This window comes from Butyrivibrio sp. MB2005 (assembly GCF_000424285.1).
Lineage (GTDB): Bacteria > Bacillota > Clostridia > Lachnospirales > Lachnospiraceae > Butyrivibrio.
Genome location: NZ_AUJP01000009.1, coordinates 143162 through 158458, shown reverse-complemented (window position 1 = coordinate 158458; position 15297 = coordinate 143162). Strand labels below are relative to the sequence as shown.

Below are 15297 nucleotides of genomic sequence, written 5' to 3'. Positions count from 1 at the left end.
CGAAGCCTTTCCCGGTTGTTTTAGTTATTAGAGAAATTTTCCAAATTACTTGGAAGCCTTCCACTCGTCATACTGCTTCTGGAACTCAGCAAGAACGTCCTGGTAACCTGCTTCGTCAAGAGCTGCCTGATAAGCTTCGATTGTAGATTCTACATCAGCTGCAGGAACGCCACCGTTCTCAAGGTTGAATCCGTACTCACCGGATACGTTAGCACATGCTGCATACTGGCTCTCTACAGGGCTCTTGTCAAAACGGAATCCAGCTGCGCTAGATGTGTTAGCACCACCGTTGAAGTCCTTGTAAAGCTCAGCCTTGTTTGCAGGCTCGTTGTCAAGAGGTGTTACGATTGTAGCACTAGCAGACTCCCACATTGAGTGGTTGTACTTCTCAGATGTCTGTGTAACCTGGTGGTTAGCATCGTATGTGAAGTCCTCACCCTCGATACCAAATGTGTACATATCAGCAAGTGTTGAATCTGTGTAAAGGAGACCAAGGAAGTCTACACAAGCCTTAGCCTGCTCAGGTGTTGAATTAGCTGTTACGCAGTAGCATGAACCAAGAGCTGATGTTGAATGTGCCCATCTGTTTGTAGCAGGCTGCATTGTTACATCCTGGCCATAACGAGCATCTGCTTCGTCGTTAACCGGGATATCTGTCCACCATGAAACAGCCCAATCCTGTGTCTGAGTTGTTGTATCTGTTGTAACCTTTGTGTAGTCATCTTCTGAGATGTAGCCCTTATCAGCCCACTCACCCATAAGTGTGCAGAACTCTTTATACTCAGGAGTAAGAATTGTGTCTACTACTTCATCAGTCTTTCTGTCTACAGCTACGAAGTTTGTAGCAGAATCAGCTGTGAAGAAATCGAAGTTATCGATGTACCATCTGTAGAACATTGCTGTCTTCTGAGTAAGGAAAGGATACTTGAGGCCATCAGCCTTAGCATCTGCGAGCATGGGCTCGAGGTCCTTAAGCTCTTTTACAGAACTGATATCCCAATTGTGCTGATCGATAAGATCCTGACGGAACATGAAGTCGTAACCTTCTACGTTATCCTTGTATACAGGTACGAAATACATTTTTCCATCATACTTAGCTGCTTCCCACTGACCTTCATCCATTGAATTGTAAAGGTCTGTTCCGGGAAGGATGTCTGAAAGATCATATACAGCGTTTGCAGGAACAAGATCGTTTGTTCCGATTGTGCCTTCCCATGAAGCTGTCCAAAGAAGGTTGATCTCGTTGTTAGCAAGTGCAAGGTTCGCCTTGTCTGTGTACTCACCAGAACCTACGTCTGTAAGTTTGATCTGTACCGGAATCTTGCCTGCGATGTATGCGTTGATAGCATCCTCAACCTTCTGAACCTGCTCTGAATCAGGATTTGCAAGGTTGAATGTACATCTGTAAACGTTAATTGTTGTTGCGCCATCAGCAGCCTTCTCCTCTACAGGAGTCTCAGCCTCAGCTGTGTCCCCAGCAGCTTCTGTTGTCTCTTCTGTAGCAGTTTCTGCTGTCTCTTCTGTAGCAGTTTCTGTTGACTCTGCTGCAGGAGCTTCTGTTGTACCTGCATCAGGTGTACTTGAAGATGAAGAACATCCTGCAAGTAATGATGTTACCATAGCTGTTGCCATGAGTGTTGAAATAACTTTTTTCTTCATTTTTTGCCCCCCTTTTAGGCTAAAATTATTTATATTCATCCCGAAACACTATGTAGCGGGCTAGAATATCATCCTTTAACAGAACCTACCGTCAATCCTTTAATGAAGTATTTCTGGAAGAACGGATATACTACCATGATAGGTCCAATAACTACGAGAACTGTTGCCATTGTTGCTGAGTACTGCGGTATTGTTCCTCCCATAGCTGCTCTTGCGGATGCAGGAACGTTAGAGTTATTAAGAAGGAACTCAATACTCTTCTGAATGTTGATAAGAAGTAGCTGCAAAGGCTTCTTAGCATCAGAATCGATGTAAAGCAGTGCGTTCTGCCAGTCATTCCAGTATGCTGTAGCCATCATGAAACCAACGGCTGCAAGTGAAGGCTTAAGAAGAGGAAGTGTGATCTGGAAGAAGGTTCTGTACTCACCTGCTCCGTCGATCTTAGCAGCTTCCATAAGCTCTCCGGGAATGCTGTTTACAATGTAAGTTCTTAAAATGATTACGTTCATTGTGGATACGCACAGAGGCAAAATCAGAAGCCAGAGGCTATCCTTCAAATGATAGTAACTTGTAAAAATGATGTATCCTGAAAGCGTACCACCATTGAAAAGCATGGGGATAAGCAGGAATACCGATAAAAACTTGGCAAGTCTGAATTCCTTACGGCTGATTGAATATGCGAACATACTCATAAATAAAAGTCCAAGGAATGTACCTGCTACTGTTACGAGAATTGTTATGCCGTATGATCTTGCAAGCTGCTGACCATAACGAAGAACTGTTCCCATACCTGCCAGAGACCACTGAAGAGGCCAGAATCTGAAACCGTTCTGTGTGATACTCTTTTCATCTGTGAACGCTGCCACAAATGTAAGCTCTACAGGTAAAAACGCAAACACTGTGTAAGCAAGAAGTATTATTGCCAATATAATCTGTGCAACTGTTACTTTTTCTTTTTTAGAAGGCTCTAAGTCCTTATTATTTTTTGCCATTTCTCTTTTCCTCCCAAATCTCTAATCAGAACAATGCATTTTCCGGTGCGATCTTACGAACGGAAAAGTTAGCTACAAGCATAAGTAAAAGTCCAACAACTGACTGGAAGAAAGATGTAGCTGCAACGAATCCAAAGTTTGAATTCTTGAAAATAGCATTAAGTACATATGAGTCAATAACCTGCGTTGTGCTGTAAAGCGTTCCGCTGTTACGTGTTACCTGATAGAAAAGACCTGTGTCAGAGTGCATTACTGTTCCTACTGAAAGAAGAAGCATTACTGTGATCATAGGTATAAGTGAAGGAATGGTGATGTGCCATATCTTCTGCCATCCGTTTGCACCGTCGATATCAGCAGCTTCATAAAGCTCTGAATCAATTCCTGCAAGAACTGACATATAAAGAACTGAACCGTAACCTGTATCCTTCCAGATTTTTACTACAAGAAGTATCCAAGGCCAGAGTCCTGCGCTTGAGTAAAATCTTGTTGAAGTACCGAACATGTGGTTAATGATACCTGTGTCTGAACTGATGAATGCATATACGATGAACTGAACTGCTGCATATGAAATGAAAACAGGAATGATCATCAGTGTCTGCATTGTCTTAGCCATCTTCTTGAACACAAGTCTGTCAATCATGATAGCAAGTGTTACGTTAAGAAGTGTTCCTATAACTGTAAACAACAGGTAATACAGAATTGTATTTCTTGTTATGGAAATGAATGTTGCCTTAGACGCTATCAGGAATTTGAAGTTCTCCAAACCATTCCAGGGACTCTTCCATATTCCGTCTGCGTAATTGAAATTCTTAAACGCCATGACAAGACCTGCCATAGGCACATACATAATAAAGAACAAAATCAGGAATACCGGCAATGCCATAACGACATGTGCTCTGTGTTTCCATGTGTTTTCCCAAAAACCTTTCATATCTAACCTCCCACCTTTATGGTTACTCTCTGATCTCTCCTACTGATTCACCTTCATTAAGCTTACCGCTCACAACAACCTGTTCACTGAAGGTTGTCATCGGATTTTCAATAGAATCGATCAATTTCTCTGCAGCTTTTCTTCCAAGACTCTCTGTGTCCTGGACTATGGTAGTCAGCTGCGGACTGTATCTCATAGCAATCTCAATTCCGTCGTATCCGGCAATCGAAATGTCATCCGGAACTCGGAGTCCTTTGCCTCTTATAGCATTAACTCCACCAAATGCGGCAAAATCATCAGGATATAAGATACATGTGGGCCTATCTTTAAGCTCCAATAATTTGTTTGTTGCGTTAAATGCGCCAACTGTGTCTCGATAATCGGCTTCCAGTATATATTCCTCGGGAATCTCAAGCCCCAGCTCCATAGCCGTCTTGTAAAAGCTCTTCAATCTGGCCTGGGTTACTGACGAATCAGCTCCGTGAATATATGCTATTTTTCTGTGACCCTGCTTATATACATATGTAAGCAGATCACTTATTCCCTGTACATTATCAGAAATGATAGCCGAACGATCATTGAACACGTAATCGATCGTCACCAGCGGAATTGCGCTTCTGGCAAGTTCCCCTACCTGCGGATCCATGAAATCTACGCAGGCTATCATCACACCATCGAAATTTCTATATCGAGCATGCTCTAAATATGACATATTTCGGTTGGCCATCACGCCACCACTTATAAACGTCACATCGTATCCACCAGCCTCAACAGTTCTCTTAAAACTGTCCAATACGCTCGAAAAGTAATCGTGTGTAAGTCCGCTTTGCGCTTCATCGACGAACAGTACTCCTATATTGTAGGTTCTGTTTGTCTTAAGAGCTTTCGCTGCGAAATTCGGAAAATATCCCATCTCTGCAGCAGTTTCGCGGATGTGTTTTTTGGTCTTCTCACCAATATCATCCTGATCATTGAGGGCCTTGGAAACCGTAGCCACCGACACATTACAAGCTGTTGCAATGTCTTTAAGTGAAATTCTACGTGCCATAAATACTCCCCTCGAAACTACTAAAACGTTTTCGTGGCTTAAATATATATCACATTTTTCACGAAATCAAGTACATTTTTTAAAATTATTGTGCATTTTGTCATTTTTTGTATTATTTTTACAATTTTTGCCACGAAAATTTTAGTAATTTTCATAAATCTACTTAAAAACGTTAATTTTACTGAGGTTTTACGAAAACGTTTCCTTAAAACTCAGTGATAGCGCGAATAATATTTTTCTTGAAAAAAGCGAGGTTACCCCTTATAATCAGTTTTATCTAATGACTTAATCGTTTAAGATTATCACGCTAATATTGGGAGGAACGCAGAATGCAGTACGGTTTTTTCGATGATAAAAATCGCGAGTATGTTATAACAACGCCCAAGACTCCTTTGCCCTGGATCAATTACCTTGGCAACAAGGATTTCTTTTCGCTTGTTTCTAACACCTGTGGCGGATATTCCTTTTATAAGGATGCTAAGCTCTTAAGACTTACAAGATACCGCTACAACAATGTACCTTATGACAATAATGGTAAATATTTCTATATTAAGGATGGTGAGACCGTTTGGAATCCCGGCTGGCAGCCTGTAAAGACTGAGCTTGATTCCTATGAGTGCCGTCACGGTATAGGATATAGTAAATTCACATCCGTTAAGAACGATGTTAAGGCTTCTGTTCTTACATTCGTTCCTATGAGCGATACATGCGAGATTTCACACGTAGAACTCACTAACAACAGCTCTTCTGAGAAAAAATTACAGATGTTTTCTTACGTTGAATGGTGTCTCTGGAACGCAGATGACGACATGAAGAACTTCCAGCGTAACTTAAGTACCGGTGAAGTTGAGATTGTTGATTCTACTATTTTCCATAAGACCGAGTATCGCGAGAGACGTAATCACTACGCTATATATTCTGTTAATACTAATGTAGATGCTGTCGATACAAGCCGTGACGCGTTCCTTGGTGCATACAACGGACCGGATCATCCGGACGCTGTTTTCGCAGGAAAACTTACCAATTCTGTAGCAAGCGGATGGTCTCCCATCGCAGCTCATCAGATTGATATTACTCTCGCTCCCGGCGAGACAAAGACCTTCAACTTTATCCTTGGATATGTAGAGAATCCTGAGGATCAGAAGTGGGAGTCCCACGGCATCATCAACAAGAAGCCTGCAAACGAGATGCTTGCAAGATATCAGTCAGATGCTGATGTAGACAAGGCTTTTGCTGAGCTTTCTGCTTATTGGGATAACCTTCTTTCTATATATCATGTCAAGTCTTCCAATGAGAAGGTTGATCGCATGGTAAATATCTGGAATCAGTATCAGTGCATGGTTACCTTCAACATGTCACGTTCTGCTTCTTATTATGAGTCAGGAATCGGCCGAGGAATGGGCTTTAGAGATTCCTGCCAGGATCTGCTTGGATTCGTACATCTCATTCCTGACAGAGCAAGAGAGCGTATCATTGATATTGCTTCTACTCAGTTCCAGGATGGTAGCGCATACCACCAGTATCAGCCCCTTACCAAGAAGGGTAACTCCGACATCGGTTCCGGATTCAATGATGATCCGCTGTGGCTGATCGCAGGTACAAGCGCATATATCAGAGAGACAGGCGATATGTCCATTCTCGATGAGACAGTTCCTTTTGATAACGATATGAGCGTTGCTACTCCTCTTATGAACCACTTAAAGAGAAGTTTCGACTACATCGTAAATCACAAGGGTCCTCACGATCTTCCTCTTATCGGTCGTGCAGACTGGAATGACTGCCTGAACCTTAACTGCTTCTCAGCTCATCCCGGTGAATCCTTCCAGACCTTTGGTCCCAGTGAAGGCCCCGTTGCTGAGTCAGTATTTATCGCAGGTATGTTTGTAAAATACGGTGAAGAATATGCTCAGCTCTGTGAGCTTAAGGGCGATTCTGCAGAAGCAGAGCGTGCCCGCGCTGAAGTTAAGAAGATGTATGACGCTGTTTGCACAGCAGGTTGGGACGGCGAATGGTTCGTTCGTGCATATGATGCACATTCTAATAAAGTTGGTTCACATGAGTGCAAGGAAGGTCAGATCTACATTGAGCCTCAGGGCTTCTGCGTTCTTGCAGGTATCGGTGTTAAGGAAGGTCTCGCAGAGAAGGCTCTTAAGAGCGTAAAAGAGCGTCTTGATACCAAATACGGTGTAATGATCCTTCAGCCGGCATATACAGAGTATCACCTTGAGCTCGGTGAAGTTAGCTCATATCCTCCGGGATACAAGGAGAATGCAGGCATCTTCTGCCATAACAATCCTTGGGTTTCAATTGCTGAGACAGTACTTGGACACGGTGACAGAGCTTTCGAGATTTATAAGAAGACCTGCCCTGCTTACGTTGAGGAGATCAGTGATATTCACTGCACAGAGCCTTATGTTTACTCACAGATGGTAGCCGGAAAAGATGCTAAATTCTTCGGACAGGGCAAGAACAGCTGGCTTACAGGTACAGCTGCCTGGACATTTGTTAATATTTCTCAGTATATCCTGGGAATTTATCCTACACACAAGGGATTATCAGTTGATCCTTGTGTACCTGCAGGATTCGGTGACTTCGAACTTGTAAGAAAATACAGAGGTGCTACTTACAATATCAGCGTTAAGACAAATGGCGCTCAGAAGGGCATCCAGAAGCTGATTGTCAACGGCAACGAGATAAACGGAACAGTAATTCCTTACGATCCTTCCGTAAAAGAGTACACCGTTGAAGCAATCATGGGCTAAACAAAGCCCCAATAACTTACGTTTACATCCGATTTTACGATCGGTTGTGAAATAATTGCTAAATACTTTCTTTTTCAATTCCTTCTATTAAGTAATCCCCGCAGGCAAGCCCATGCCAGCGGGGATTCTTATTTTTTCCGTGTGTATTTTTACTTTATCCGTTTATAATAAACGCCTTTATAGTCTCCATGGTGCTTTTTAACTGGTATTTTATCAGAAAAACAGCGTCGTTGTAGATCTTGTCACCATACTTAATGTGCTCAAGTAATGGATACACATATTCTTCGGTTTCTTCAACATAAGAAATTATCTTTTCTCTTGAAAACGCCAGTGACATCAGGCTCACGTTGTTACATCTGTCGAGAGCTTTAACTATGGACGCCGTACTATCAGAAGAAATACCGACGTAATAACGCTTCTTTTCGGCGTCAGTACCGCTGTAATTCTCGGGTTTGGTAAGAAGTGCCACAGAGTGCCTTACAGGCTCGGAAAAGGGCAGATTTTCAGGTTTTACACCACAATCTTCGCATACATCGTGCAAAAGAACCGTAGCCAGAACCTGATCGTTTTTGATACCCATAGCATGGGCATGACACGCCATCATAAGAGGATGGGTGATATATGGGATATGTTCCTGGGTAAAAGGACTCGTTTTACGGGACTGTCCTGCATGCCTGTCCCTGGCATAATAGAGTGCCTCATAGGTCTCTGTGAGGTTCTCTTCAATAGCATTTCCCATAAGACGTGTAAACATGTGATCCTCAGAAAAAATCTTCTCTTTGAGGATCCATGCCGGCTTTTCTGAATCCATATTTTTCACCTCTATAAACATCAGATAATCTGCTTAAAGGGTACAGAAAAAGCATACCACACATTGTAGAAATTTGTGCGGTATGCTTTTATTAAATCTTTATTATCTCAGGGCTGTTTTTTCAATTTTATAAAATCACAGTCGTTATTATCACCGTTTTGTTTATACTTTTTTGACGATATTTCGAACCCAAATTCCTTTTTTAACAAGAACAAATCCTATTGCACTCTTGATAACTTCCAATGCGCAAACCGTGAAATATACTTCAACTACCGGCATTTTTGTGTGGTATGCAAGTATTCTTGCAACTACTACGGAAACAGTCCATACATAACAGCTGTCAAAAAGAAAAGTCACCAGTGTCTTTCCACCGGATCTCAGTGTAAAGTAAGCTACGTTTGCGAAAGCATTAAGGGGCATTACTATCGCAACTACGCGGATAAACTGTGTTGCCAGCTCTTTAATGGCAGGCTCTGTGTTATAGAACCTGGGAACAATGGGCGATACCAGGAATAAAAGCCCGCCCATTACAAAACAGCTTAAAACACTCAGCGTAGCCATTCTCCAGGCATCTCTTCTGGCATTTACAAAGTGCTCCGCGCCAAGCTCCTGTCCGACCACGATCGATGTGGAATTACCAAGGGACAGGAATACTTCGTTAAATATCTGAGCAATGGTGTTTGCTATGTTTAGTGCAGCAATTACCTCGATACCTCTGATGGAATAGCACTGCATCAGCACTGCCTGTCCCATACTCCATAGGAATTCATTTGCAAGCAGCGGCAGTGATTTCGTAACTATTGGCCATATAAGCTCAAGGGGAATAACAAAATGACTGTATAATCCCTCTAAAAATGCATAATCGCTCTTTTTCCTGTGTGCCACGATGGTAACTATTCCCATCTCAACGAATCTGGAAATCACCGTTGCTATGGCTGCACCTGCTACGCCCAACTTGGGAAAACCGAGATAACCGAAGATCAGAAGCAGGTTGAATACAAAATTTACCGCCATGGCTGACATACTTGCGATCATGGGAAGTGTTGTTTTTCCTGATTCCCTGAGTGTACCGGAATAAACCTGCGTAATTCCAAAGGGTAAAAGTCCGATCAGCATTATATGTAAGTAATTTTTAGCTAGATTTAATGTCTGAATCGCATCATCAGGCGTAGTGTCCGCTGCTATATAAAGCTTAATAAGCGGCTCCCCTGCTGTAATGAAGACTATCAGCGCTATCACAGTAATAACAAGTGCTATTATCGTCTTAAAACGCATGGTATAGCGAACACCTTCATAATCCCGGCGTCCAAAAAACTGTGTGCCGTATATGCCGGCACCGGCAAGGGCTCCCCAGATGCAGAGCATCTGAACAAACATAAGCTGATTTACAATAGCCACGGATGACATGGCCAGCGTACCGACCTGTCCTACCATTATGTTATCAAGAAGTCCAACTACATTAGAGAGTGTGTTCTGAATTATCATTGGAACCACAACCATGGCTACTTTACGATAAAATGAAGGCTCTCCCATCACACACTCTTTAAATGAGAGCTTTACCTTTAATGATTCTTCTGCTGTAAGCATTATTCCTCCTAATATCTATATCCACACATATCCGATAAGTAGAGGCCTATAGCTCTCAGCTTATTCGTATATGTTAATTTCCGTCTCCCTTAAGCTCTTTTAAAGCGTCTTCGGAATACTTCTCAAAAATACCCGTAAGCTCTGAATAGTCCTCAGCTGTGAGCTTATCCTGGGCATACTCCATAAGTCCTTCTACGTCTTTATTATCAACATAAGACTGAACATCGCCTATTGAATCCAAAGACATATTATCAATAATAATCTCAGTTACCTTTTCCTTATCCTCTTCGGATACGCTGTCCATTATCTTCTGAACATCCTCGGCTTTATCACCGCCGTACTGTTTAACAGCCTGCTCAACTATGGTCTCGGCTATACCGGCAACTGCTTTTTTCTTAATGTCATTTCCAATCTCGGTCAAAGGATTGGCTATTTTTTCTTCTGAAGCATCTGTGGTCGCCTCTGTACTCTCTTGGCCATTTATCAGCGACGATGCCTTTTTCGCAATATCGGCTCTGTAGAGATATATGCCACCTATGGCCAGAACGACAGCCAACGTTGCCACAAAAGTTTTGACGATTTTCATAATATTCTCCTCTGTTTCTCTTGATCTGCGCGAAAATCCGGTGAATGTCACGCCATATTCTTACCAAATATCCATAATAAACCGTTTCAAGGCATTGAAAAACCCCGGAATACCAAAGTACTCCGGGGCGTTAAGTTCATGATCTTAATTATTTCTTGTTTACAAGATCCTTCAGAGCCTTACCAGCCTTGAACTTCGGAGCGATAGAAGCAGGAATCTTGATGGTAGCACCAGTCTGAGGGTTCTTACCAGTTCTAGCTGCTCTCTTTGTGGTCTCGAATGTACCAAAGCCAACAAGCTGAACCTTGTCCTTCTTCTTAAGTGTCTTAGAAACAACGTCTACGAAAGCCTTTACAGCCTTCTCAGAATCCTTCTTGGAAAGACCTGTTTCCTTAGCAATAGCTTCAACGAGTTCTGTTTTATTCATTTTTTATTCCCCCTTTTGTCTAGGTTTATTATGAAACTAAAGCAATTCTACCACTATGTATTATTATGCGCAACGTTTTTATCGGAATTCTGCTACTTTTTTGTAATTATTTTGTAATTTATGCTTTAATTCTGCTATTATTGTATTAGTAAAACACTTATGGGGGACAAAATATGGCTACAGATAAGAAAAAAAGGGATCCGCTTCCGGATATTCCGGCTCATCCCGAGGAAGCTACAAAAGAGAAAAAATTACGTGCTGCTCCCGATGAAATAATCGCAAAGGCAGTACATGAAATGATGATGAAAGATCACCCGGAAGAGTGAAATATCCTCTTTCTTACTGCTATTTGAGCAGTTTTATTTTTAAGCCCATAATACATCAGCACATCATGATGTCATGATGTGCTGATGTTATGTTGTCTGATTTATACCCCACAACTTCTATATAGATTCCTTACCGCATTGCGATATTCCGAAGGATTTTTTGATACCCTTATTTTGTGAATATATGGCTCTATTTCGCTTCCATCTGTAGTTTTGAAGTTTCCGCCCACATAGAACCAAATCTCCTTCATTTTGTGCATTATAGACTCTTCTGCAGGTATTTCTACCTTATATTCCTTTTCCATGGTCTCTATGAAGCTTCTGAGCTCATCCTGACCCATTGCTTGTCCTGTGACTATCTCTCTTGCAAGTCCCGGATTTGCAACCAATCCTCTTCCAATCATCACTTCCTTGAGATCCGGAAATCCAGAAACTATCCTGTCATAATCATCTTTAGTGAAAATATTTCCGTTGTAGCTTATTGGATTTTTGCTGTTTTCATAAGCCCACTTGAAAATCTCCATATCAGGTTCCCCTTGGTACATCTGAGTCCTGACTCTTGGATGAACTATCACATTACAAAACGGATATTTATTTAAAACAGGAAAAATCTCAAGATATTCCTTTGGGTCCTTTAATCCGATTCTTGTTTTTACAGATAAAGCAGTATGTTTTATCTCCTCGCTTTCAAAAACCTGCGCAAAAAGCTCATCAAGGGCTGCGGGATCTTCAAGCATGCCTGAACCCTTATGTTTGCTCACTACTGTCCCCACAGGACACCCCATGTTAAGATTGACCTCTTCAAAGCCTCTCTCATGCATCTCAGAAAGCGCCCAGATGATTTCATCCGCCTTGTTTGTCATTATCTGAGGAATAAGTCTTCCTTCCACCAAAGCATTGTTTTCCGGGGCAATTTCGCGCATATCGCGCTTTTTAATGGCATGCTGCTTATATACGGATAAAAAAGGCGTATAATACCTGTCTATCCCCTCAGGGAACAATCTGCTGTGTGCATTTCTGTAACAATATATTGTAATGCCCTCCATAGGCGCATAAGAAATCCGCATCTTTTTCCTTTCATTAACGATAAATTATTAAAAAATTATTATTTCGAAACTTACCCTATTGCAAGAAGTACACAATTCATTATAATAGGCATTCAACGACACAAATCTCGGAGGATTTATGGAACTTGATATGACCAAGGGACGCCCGCTCCCTATTATACTTAAATTCATGCTGCCTATCTTTTTGGGCAATATTTTCCAGCAATTCTACAATATGGTAGATACTATCATTGTAGGCCGTTTTGTCGGTGCTAATGCTTTGGCTGCCGTAGGCTCCACCGGTACGATTATGTTCCTGGTTCTGGGCTTTGCTCAAGGCCTTACTACAGGATTTACTGTGCTTACATCACAGAGCTATGGCGCCGGTGATTCCAGACGAGTTAAGCACAGTGTTGCTAATGGTATCATACTTTCAGCAATTGTGATAGTGCTAACTACTTTGTTAAGTGTTATTGCAATTAATCCGCTTCTTCGCATCATGAATACTCCTGATGACATTTTTGCCGATGCTTCAGCGTATATAACAACCATCTGTTATGGTATTGTAGCCAGCGTATTTTACAACCTTTTCTCTGCCTATATGCGCGCAGTTGGAAACAGCAAAACTCCGCTCTATTTCCTCATATTTTCAGCCTGTCTGAACATAGTACTGGACCTTCTTCTTATAGTGGTCTTCAAAATGGGCGTAGTTGGAGCTGCTCTTGCCACCAATATTTCACAGGGAATATCCGCTGTAATGTGTATTTATTACATATATAAGCACATTCCCTCACTCGCACCTGATAAAAACGACTGGCATCTTGTATCTCAGGATACAAGGCATCAGCTTCGCGTAGGTCTTCCAATGGCCCTTCAGTTTGCAATAACTGCTGCAGGAACCATGATAATGCAATCCGCCATCAATCTCTTTGGATCAACAGCCGTGGCTTCATTTACAGCCGCATCCAAGCTCAGCGGTCTTCTTACACAGGAAATGCCTGCAATGGGCGCCGCAATGTCAACTTTTGCCGGCCAAAATTACGGTAATTGTGACTACGCCAGAATAAAAAAGGGTGTTCGCTCATCTATGATAGCCAACACCGTTTACGCTCTTATAGCTGCAGTAGCCGCTAATTTATTGCTGCCTACAGCACTGGGACTGTTCTTCTCAGGAAATACATCCGTGGCTGAACTTTTGCCCTGGGCGAGACCATACATACAAATTTCGTCAGTATTTTATGTTCCGCTCAGCTTTATATTCATATTCAGAAATGCCATGCAGGGATGCGGTTATGGCTTCCTTCCAATGATGGGCGGAGTAATAGAATTATTTGCTCGCATGATATCCGCAATCATAGCTATGAATATCAAGAGTTATCCTCTTGCCGTAGCTTGTGATCCCATCGCCTGGATGGCAGCCGCAGTATTCACCTGCGTATGTTATATCTACGTTATCAAAGATATTCAAAGAAGATTTAGCAATCGCGCAAAACCGCAAAACGCCGTTTAAAATCTCCACAAGTTTTTGGTCATCATGATTTCATCATGATAATTTCCATCCATAGTTTTAAATGCCTGAGGGATTTGTCCACAATCGACAAATCCTTTATTTTTGTACAACCTCAGGGCTCTGGCATTATCTGCGAAAACACTTAATTCTAGTCTCTCATATCCAAGATCTCCTGCACACCGTATGGCCTTATCAAGGAGATGAGCGCCGAGTCCAAGATTCCAGTATTCTTTTCGAACAACTATCTCTGCTGATGCCCTGTGCCTTGTTTTAAAGGTTAATCCTACCGGGCTTACCGAAGTTATGCCGATCACTCTGTCACCGTCGAATATCCCAATCATTATAAGGTGTTCAGCTCTTAAGTAATTTCCGATGATTTCTCCCTCTTTTTCCGGTGAATTCTCTATTTCATAGGGATATCTTGTAAGGTAGATGGTTTCACCTGCCACATCCCTTCTAAAAGCAAGAACTGCTTCTGCATCTTCCCTCTCAGGAGATCTTAAGACATATTCCTGCTCATTTTTTGTTGTGATTTTCTCTTCCTCAACACGCATTATATTTCTCCCCAAAAACTACTAAGAAAGTCCTTTTTGCTATTTGTATTGTCCCCATTTGCTACCTCAAATAGTGTTTTTGATTCATGTAGGACTTAATTGTATTTGTAACAGTGCATATAATAAGCATTTTTCACGTATCCCCAAAAACTACCTGAAAAAATCGACCTGTTTTCGATGATTTTTCTTGTTTTTTCGCTGACCAAATCGGTCAAAATGGCTTATTTAAGGCTTTTGTTACTCTTTTCATATTATAGCATAGAAAAAGGGGCGTCGCCCAGATGATTGAATCATCTAAAGCGACAACCCCTAGAATTCAATTTTTTATGCGAGGCTTGCAAATACATAATCGTCTGCTTCAACTCTCTCTGCTGAAAGATCGATTCCTGTCAGGATATCTGCCATATGTTCAGCAAACTGTGCATGTCCCTCAGCTGATAGATGTACTCCGTCGAATGCAAGATCAAGATCCCATTCACTGGCATCTGCGAAGAATATTCCAAATTCCTGAGCAATTATATCAAGCTCTGTACTGAGTCTCTTGCGCTGTGCCTCTGCTTCTTCCAAGTTTTCTTCCATATGAGGAAGTATTGCAGGAGGTGCTATAAGAAGAAATCCTGTCTTATTATCAACAAATTCTGTTCTGCCCAGCTGTCTCTCGATAAAATCTCTGATTTTTCCGGCAACAACATCTGCGTCCGGTTCTGACATATTGAGGAGATCATTGGTACCAAGCATTACAGCGAATAAATCCAACGGACTATATTCTAATACTGATTTATCCAGTGAAAGAAGCGAATACGGATTATCGGGAACTACTCTACCATTCATACCATCAGCATAGACTCTCCATTCACCATACATCTTCTTTGAAAGGATATCTGTCCATCTTTCATTTTCCGGTAGGCGGCCACCCATCATCCCGCGAGGATCAAATCCATAGGTGTTAGAATCGCCATAAAATAGTACTTTTTTCATTCTGCTCACCTCTTTCTCTCAGTGTTTGTCCTATTCCACACAAACAATATATCATAAAAGCTATAAATAATCCGTATTTT

Annotated in this window: 14 protein-coding genes; 3 read left to right on the top strand and 11 right to left on the bottom strand. The window is 41.8% G+C overall.

Features of this window, described 5'->3' with window-relative positions:
* Positions 1–45 precede the first annotated feature (45 nt).
* The 4 genes from G610_RS0105370 to G610_RS0105355 form a co-directional block, all read right to left on the bottom strand.
* Positions 46–1659, bottom strand: a complete 1614-nt coding sequence (locus G610_RS0105370; protein WP_026523965.1) for an ABC transporter substrate-binding protein — start codon at positions 1657–1659, stop codon at positions 46–48.
* Positions 1660–1727: 68 nt separating this feature from the next.
* On the bottom strand, positions 1728–2651 hold the full coding sequence (locus G610_RS0105365; protein WP_026523964.1) for a carbohydrate ABC transporter permease: 924 nt from the start codon (positions 2649–2651) through the stop codon (positions 1728–1730).
* 25 nt (positions 2652–2676) lie between these two features.
* Positions 2677–3582, bottom strand: a complete 906-nt coding sequence (locus G610_RS0105360; RefSeq protein WP_026523963.1) for an ABC transporter permease — start codon at positions 3580–3582, stop codon at positions 2677–2679.
* A 22-nt stretch (positions 3583–3604) separates the two neighbouring features.
* A complete protein-coding gene (locus G610_RS0105355) occupies positions 3605–4630 on the bottom strand; it encodes a LacI family DNA-binding transcriptional regulator (RefSeq protein ID WP_026523962.1) in 1026 nt (341 codons plus the stop codon).
* A gap of 329 nt (positions 4631–4959) precedes the next feature.
* Here G610_RS0105355 and G610_RS0105350 point away from each other — a divergent pair, with 329 nt between their 5' ends.
* Complete coding sequence (locus G610_RS0105350; protein WP_026523961.1) at positions 4960–7392, top strand: GH36-type glycosyl hydrolase domain-containing protein; 2433 nt, start codon at positions 4960–4962, stop codon at positions 7390–7392.
* Positions 7393–7546: 154 nt separating this feature from the next.
* On the opposite strand, the gene G610_RS0105345 is transcribed toward G610_RS0105350, so the two are convergent.
* The 4 genes from G610_RS0105345 to G610_RS0105330 form a co-directional block, all read right to left on the bottom strand.
* Entirely contained in the window at positions 7547–8203 is a 657-nt protein-coding gene (locus G610_RS0105345; protein ID WP_026523960.1) for a hypothetical protein, read from the bottom strand.
* Positions 8204–8365: 162 nt separating this feature from the next.
* A complete protein-coding gene (locus G610_RS0105340) occupies positions 8366–9790 on the bottom strand; it encodes an MATE family efflux transporter (RefSeq protein WP_026523959.1) in 1425 nt (474 codons plus the stop codon).
* Positions 9791–9863: 73 nt separating this feature from the next.
* Complete coding sequence (locus G610_RS0105335; RefSeq protein WP_026523958.1) at positions 9864–10376, bottom strand: hypothetical protein; 513 nt, start codon at positions 10374–10376, stop codon at positions 9864–9866.
* A gap of 148 nt (positions 10377–10524) precedes the next feature.
* On the bottom strand, positions 10525–10803 hold the full coding sequence (locus tag G610_RS0105330; protein ID WP_026495623.1) for an HU family DNA-binding protein: 279 nt from the start codon (positions 10801–10803) through the stop codon (positions 10525–10527).
* Between the two features lie 173 nt (positions 10804–10976).
* Between G610_RS0105330 and G610_RS22980 the strand changes: the two genes are divergently transcribed.
* Positions 10977–11129: a hypothetical protein gene (locus G610_RS22980; protein ID WP_155830962.1), complete on the top strand. Its 153-nt coding sequence runs from the start codon at positions 10977–10979 to the stop codon at positions 11127–11129.
* A 101-nt stretch (positions 11130–11230) separates the two neighbouring features.
* Here G610_RS22980 and G610_RS0105320 read toward each other — a convergent pair whose 3' ends face one another.
* Positions 11231–12196 (bottom strand): tRNA-dihydrouridine synthase family protein, encoded by a 966-nt coding sequence (locus tag G610_RS0105320; RefSeq protein WP_026523957.1) that lies wholly within the window; start codon positions 12194–12196, stop codon positions 11231–11233.
* A gap of 118 nt (positions 12197–12314) precedes the next feature.
* On the opposite strand from G610_RS0105320, the gene G610_RS0105315 reads away from it, so the two are divergent.
* The gene (locus G610_RS0105315) at positions 12315–13685 is read left to right on the top strand and encodes an MATE family efflux transporter (RefSeq protein ID WP_026523956.1); all 1371 of its coding nucleotides are present in this window, start codon (positions 12315–12317) and stop codon (positions 13683–13685) included.
* Here G610_RS0105315 and G610_RS0105310 read toward each other — a convergent pair.
* Complete coding sequence (locus G610_RS0105310) at positions 13682–14239, bottom strand: GNAT family N-acetyltransferase (protein ID WP_026523955.1); 558 nt, start codon at positions 14237–14239, stop codon at positions 13682–13684. The two genes, G610_RS0105315 and G610_RS0105310, sit on opposite strands and share 4 nt — an antisense overlap.
* Before the next feature lie 324 nt (positions 14240–14563).
* The gene (locus tag G610_RS19830; RefSeq protein WP_051197674.1) at positions 14564–15217 is read right to left on the bottom strand and encodes a GDSL-type esterase/lipase family protein; all 654 of its coding nucleotides are present in this window, start codon (positions 15215–15217) and stop codon (positions 14564–14566) included.
* Positions 15218–15297 lie beyond the last annotated feature (80 nt).

Coding starts and splice junctions, on each gene's coding strand:
- G610_RS0105345 (WP_026523960.1), bottom strand. CDS start 8,203: ATGGATTCAGAAAAGCCGGCATGGATCCTCAAAGAGAAGATTTTTTCT.
- G610_RS0105350 (WP_026523961.1), top strand. CDS start 4,960: ATGCAGTACGGTTTTTTCGATGATAAAAATCGCGAGTATGTTATAACA.
- G610_RS22980 (WP_155830962.1), top strand. CDS start 10,977: ATGGCTACAGATAAGAAAAAAAGGGATCCGCTTCCGGATATTCCGGCT.
- G610_RS0105310 (WP_026523955.1), bottom strand. CDS start 14,239: ATGCGTGTTGAGGAAGAGAAAATCACAACAAAAAATGAGCAGGAATAT.
- G610_RS0105335 (WP_026523958.1), bottom strand. CDS start 10,376: ATGAAAATCGTCAAAACTTTTGTGGCAACGTTGGCTGTCGTTCTGGCC.
- G610_RS19830 (WP_051197674.1), bottom strand. CDS start 15,217: ATGAAAAAAGTACTATTTTATGGCGATTCTAACACCTATGGATTTGAT.
- G610_RS0105315 (WP_026523956.1), top strand. CDS start 12,315: ATGGAACTTGATATGACCAAGGGACGCCCGCTCCCTATTATACTTAAA.
- G610_RS0105365 (WP_026523964.1), bottom strand. CDS start 2,651: ATGGCAAAAAATAATAAGGACTTAGAGCCTTCTAAAAAAGAAAAAGTA.
- G610_RS0105370 (WP_026523965.1), bottom strand. CDS start 1,659: ATGAAGAAAAAAGTTATTTCAACACTCATGGCAACAGCTATGGTAACA.
- G610_RS0105320 (WP_026523957.1), bottom strand. CDS start 12,196: ATGCGGATTTCTTATGCGCCTATGGAGGGCATTACAATATATTGTTAC.
- G610_RS0105340 (WP_026523959.1), bottom strand. CDS start 9,790: ATGCTTACAGCAGAAGAATCATTAAAGGTAAAGCTCTCATTTAAAGAG.
- G610_RS0105330 (WP_026495623.1), bottom strand. CDS start 10,803: ATGAATAAAACAGAACTCGTTGAAGCTATTGCTAAGGAAACAGGTCTT.
- G610_RS0105355 (WP_026523962.1), bottom strand. CDS start 4,630: ATGGCACGTAGAATTTCACTTAAAGACATTGCAACAGCTTGTAATGTG.
- G610_RS0105360 (WP_026523963.1), bottom strand. CDS start 3,582: ATGAAAGGTTTTTGGGAAAACACATGGAAACACAGAGCACATGTCGTT.